The organism is Phaeovulum sp. (genome assembly GCF_047638075.1).
GTDB lineage: Bacteria > Pseudomonadota > Alphaproteobacteria > Rhodobacterales > Rhodobacteraceae > UBA6197.
Window position 1 is genome coordinate 1 of sequence record NZ_JBLJBV010000027.1, and the last position, 3,902, is coordinate 3,902.

General features: G+C 62.0%; 3 protein-coding genes. 2 read left to right on the plus strand and 1 reads right to left on the minus strand.

The window, feature by feature from the left end; translation table 11 throughout:
* Positions 1–2,970 (plus strand): type VI secretion system membrane subunit TssM (gene tssM, locus ACM62R_RS03940; protein WP_415182757.1); only part of this gene is annotated, 2,970 nt, incomplete at its 5' end.
* Between the two features lie 7 nt (positions 2,971–2,977).
* Entirely contained in the window at positions 2,978–3,466 is a 489-nt protein-coding gene (gene tagF, locus ACM62R_RS03945; RefSeq protein WP_415182758.1) for a type VI secretion system-associated protein TagF, read from the plus strand.
* Here tagF and ACM62R_RS03950 read toward each other — a convergent pair.
* Positions 3,453–3,902 (minus strand): bacteriophage T4 gp5 trimerisation domain-containing protein (locus ACM62R_RS03950; RefSeq protein ID WP_415182759.1); only part of this gene is annotated, 450 nt, incomplete at its 5' end. The two genes, tagF and ACM62R_RS03950, sit on opposite strands and share 14 nt — an antisense overlap.

A 3,902-nucleotide genomic window follows, 5' to 3' on the forward strand; every position in this document is an offset into this window, starting at 1 on the left:
GACCCTGACGCGGACGCGGCAGAGTGGAAGGGCTTTGTTGATCTGCTGGTAAAGCACCGGGGGCGGCGCGCGCTGAACGGCGTGATCTTGACGCTGTCCGTGCAGGAACTGGCCGCCGATGATACAGCGATCCGCGATCATGGCCGCGAAATCCGCAAACGGCTGGCAGAGTTGCGCGAAGAGACGGGGTTGAAGCTGCCGGTCTATCTGATGATCACAAAGGCCGATCTGGTGCCGGGCTTTGAAAGTTTCTTTGGCGATCTGAACGCGCAGGGGCGGGAACAGGTCTGGGGGGCCACCCTGGGCACGGGTGACCGGGTTGACGCCCTGACGGTCGAGCGTGAAATGCGCGTGCTGCAAGAGGCTCTGGAAGAGCGGCTTGTCGCGCGGATTGCCGATGATCTGCCGCTGGAGACACGGGCAGAGATTTTCCGCTTTCCCAGTCAGTTCGCGCAGCTGACCGCACCGCTGAAGGTTTTGATCGAAGCGGTCTTCGGTGAAAGCAGATACGAGGAAAGCCCGTGGATGCGCGGCCTTTATTTCACCTCGGCCACGCAGGAAGGCTCGCCTATTGACCGGATGGTGGCAGGCATTGCCGGGTCTTTGGGGCTCTCAGCACCCCTGCCCGAGCGGCGCGCCTATGGCAACACCCGTAGCTTTTTTCTGCGCGGTATGCTTGCCGATCTGATCTTTCCAGAGGCCGGGTTGGGGCGTTTTGACCCCCGTGCCGAGGAACGCCGCCGCTGGATCTGGCGCGGCACGTTGGCTGGTGCTGTGATGGTGGTGGTCATTCTGGCCACGATTTTCCTGTTTTCGTTCCTTCGCTACAACGGCGCGCTGGGCGATCAGGAACGCCAGCTTACCAGTCTTTCGGCACGTCTGGCCAATGTTGCGGCGCGGCAGGCGCCCACTGACCCGCTTGATCTGAACCTCGCGCTGGATGCGGCCAATGAAACCGCGAACGCGCAAACGACCGTGCGCCCCGGTCTGCTGACCATGATCGGCCCGACCGCCGAGACGGAGTTGGCGCAGGTCCACGCCATTGCCTACGACCACACCCTGCGCAACATCCTTGAGCCGCGCATGGTGGCGCTGCTGGAGGCGACGATGTGGCGCCATTCGCGCGACCCGGAGTTTCTGCTTGGCGCGCTTAAATCCTATCAGATGCTGACCGGGCAGGCACCTTATGATGCGGTGTATCTGGGCCAATGGTGGCAACAGGTCCTGCCGGATTTTGCGCCCATCAATCCCTTTCCCACGGATGAATCGGTTGATCACCAACTGGCCGCGCTGGAACGGATGGCGGGCGAAGAAAACAAGATTGCCCATGACCCGGCGTTGGTTTCTGTCGCGCTTGAAAGTATCTGCACCATTCCGCTGGCCGTTCGCGCCTATCGCAACCTGCGCTCTGATCCGCGTCTTACCGGGTTGAAAGACTGGATTCCGGCAGAAAAGATCGGCCCGAACGGTGCCCGCGTTCTGACCCGTCTTTCGGAAAGATCCTTGCGCGTGGGTTTGCCCGGCGCGTTTACCTATGAGGGGTTTCACAACACGGTTTTGCCGCTTATCCCCGAAATCGCAGCGCAGGCGATACTGGACCGTGCGGTATTTGCGGGCGGCTGTTCCGAAAGCGCCGATGCCTCGGAAGAGATGCTGGAGACGGATATTGTCAAACTTTACTACGATGATTTCATCTCGCAGTGGGATGGGTTTTTGCGGGATGTGCGGCTGACGCCGATTGGTGATCTGGCGCAGGCGCGCCAGAACCTCAAGGATCTGGCCTCGGCCGATTCCGCGCTGAAACGACTGCTGGAATCGGTGGTTCATGAAACAGACCTGGCCCGCGTGGCCGAAGATGACCCGGGGCAGGCGGCTGCGGGAAAAGCGGCGCTAAAGGCGGCCTCAAAGTTGGGCAAGCTGGGTAAATTGATGCGGACAGGTGCAAAGATCGCGCGTGAAAGCAAAGCCGATGCACCACCCGAATTACCGCCGGGTACGCCGGCGTCCGATCATTTTGCGCCAATCCGTGCCACGGTAGAAGAGGTGGACGGCCAGCCGCCGCTGCTGAACGACGCGGTAGCCGCGCTTACGGCGCTGGCCAATGAGTTGCAGACCGTCGCGGCCAGCCCCGACCCGCAGGCGGCACTGCTGGCGCGCGGTGGCCTGCCGCAGCTGACCGGTGCCATCGCGAATGAGGCTGCAAACCTGCCCGACCCGATAGACGCCTGGATCGCGGGCATCGCCGGTGACACGATCAGCGTCACGCGCGAGGCGGTGATAGCGCAGCTTAATGCCCGTTGGCGTGCCGATGTGCTGCCATTTTGCACCTCGGCCACGGCCGGGCGCTACCCGTTCAACCAATCCAGCGCCATTGATGTCAACACGCTGGATTTTGCCCGGCTGTTTGGTGGCGGCGGGCTGATTGACACTTTTATCAACGATCACCTGCAACCCTATATCGACAATACCGTGCGGCCCTGGAAATGGCGGGCCGATTTCGGGCTGGACGCGGATTTGCTGAAACCGTTCGAGAATGCGCGCGCGATGCGGGATGCGCTGTTTCCCGGCGGCGCGGGGCCGGTGCTGGCATTTTCGCTGGAGCCAAAGGATCTTTCGGCCAATGCCAGCCGCGTAACGCTGAATGTGGACGGTCAGGTGCTGAGCTATTTCAACGCAGCCACCCGCCCCGCCCCGATGACATGGCCCGGGCCCGACGGAACCAACATGATCACGCTCAGCTTTGCGCCGGTGGATGGGACGGCCGAACTGGTCACCTCAGAGACCGGCAGCTGGGCCATTTTGCGCCTTATCCGCAAAGGAAGCCTGTCAGCGACGGCGCTGCCCGAAACGTTTGATCTGCGGCTGGCTGCGGGTGGGTATGCGGCAAGTTTTACCCTGCGGGCCAATTCGGTTGAAAACCCGTTCGATCTGAAGATGTTCTCGGGTTTCAGCTGCCCGCAGGGGTTCTGAGCGGCACATGGGCACGGGGTTTTTTGGCAAGCTGCCATCCGCAGGGGATTTTGTCGCGCGGGGTCTGCCAGAGGGGCTGCAAAATGTGCTTGACCGCTGGGTGACGGCCCAGATCGCGCCGCTGGTGCGCGTGGCCGAGGGCTGGCCCGAGGGCGGTGTGCGCGTGGCTGTCGTGCTGAAAGATGCGCCCTGGCTTTTGGTGATCGAGCCCGGCTTTGATGCGGTGGGGCGGCGCTATCCCTTGGTGGCTTGCGGCCCGCAAGCGGGTGCAGACAGGGCCGCGGCAGATATCTGGGCGGATGCTGCATCGGCTGCGCTGGAGTGCGCAACTGCACAAAACGCCCCCCCTGATGCGCTGCGCGATCTTTTGGCGCAGATCCCCGCGCCAACGGCCGCGCTGGTGCCTGTTGCGCCACCCCTGCTTTGGTGGGGCGGTGTTGCGCCCGGCCCGGTCCAACAGCAGTTGGCGCGGCTGGCGCGGCTTAGTTCTGGTTGATCTTGCTGCCCTCCATCGTGATATCGCCTCTGGCTTTGATATTGATCTTGCCCGAACCCTCAATGGTCAGGTTCTTGCCTTTCAGCACAATGGTGCCGTCTTTCTTCATCTGGAAATTGGCGTCACCGCAGGTAAAGGTGATGCTGTCCACCGCCTTGATGACCAGATCCTTGCCGACCTCGACGGTTTTGGTCTCTGTCACGACGGTGGACATGTTCGCCCCGATTTTCAGGGTGCTGTCAGCCACCACGCTGAGGCTGTGATTGTTGCCCACTTCCGTGGCCTGGTCGTTGCCAATCTTGACAGACTGATCCGTCCCGATTTCCCAACTGTCGGATGTGCCGATATCGTGGCTTTGCGTGGTGCCCACCAGCATTTTCCGGATCAGGCCGATCTCGTTTGTCTGGGCTGCGCGAACGATGCGGTTTTCGGCGGC

Bases quoted from the DNA above. Each gene is read 5' to 3' on its own strand.
- tagF (WP_415182758.1), top strand. From the start codon at position 2,978: ATGGGCACGGGGTTTTTTGGCAAGCTGCCATCCGCAGGGGATTTTGTC.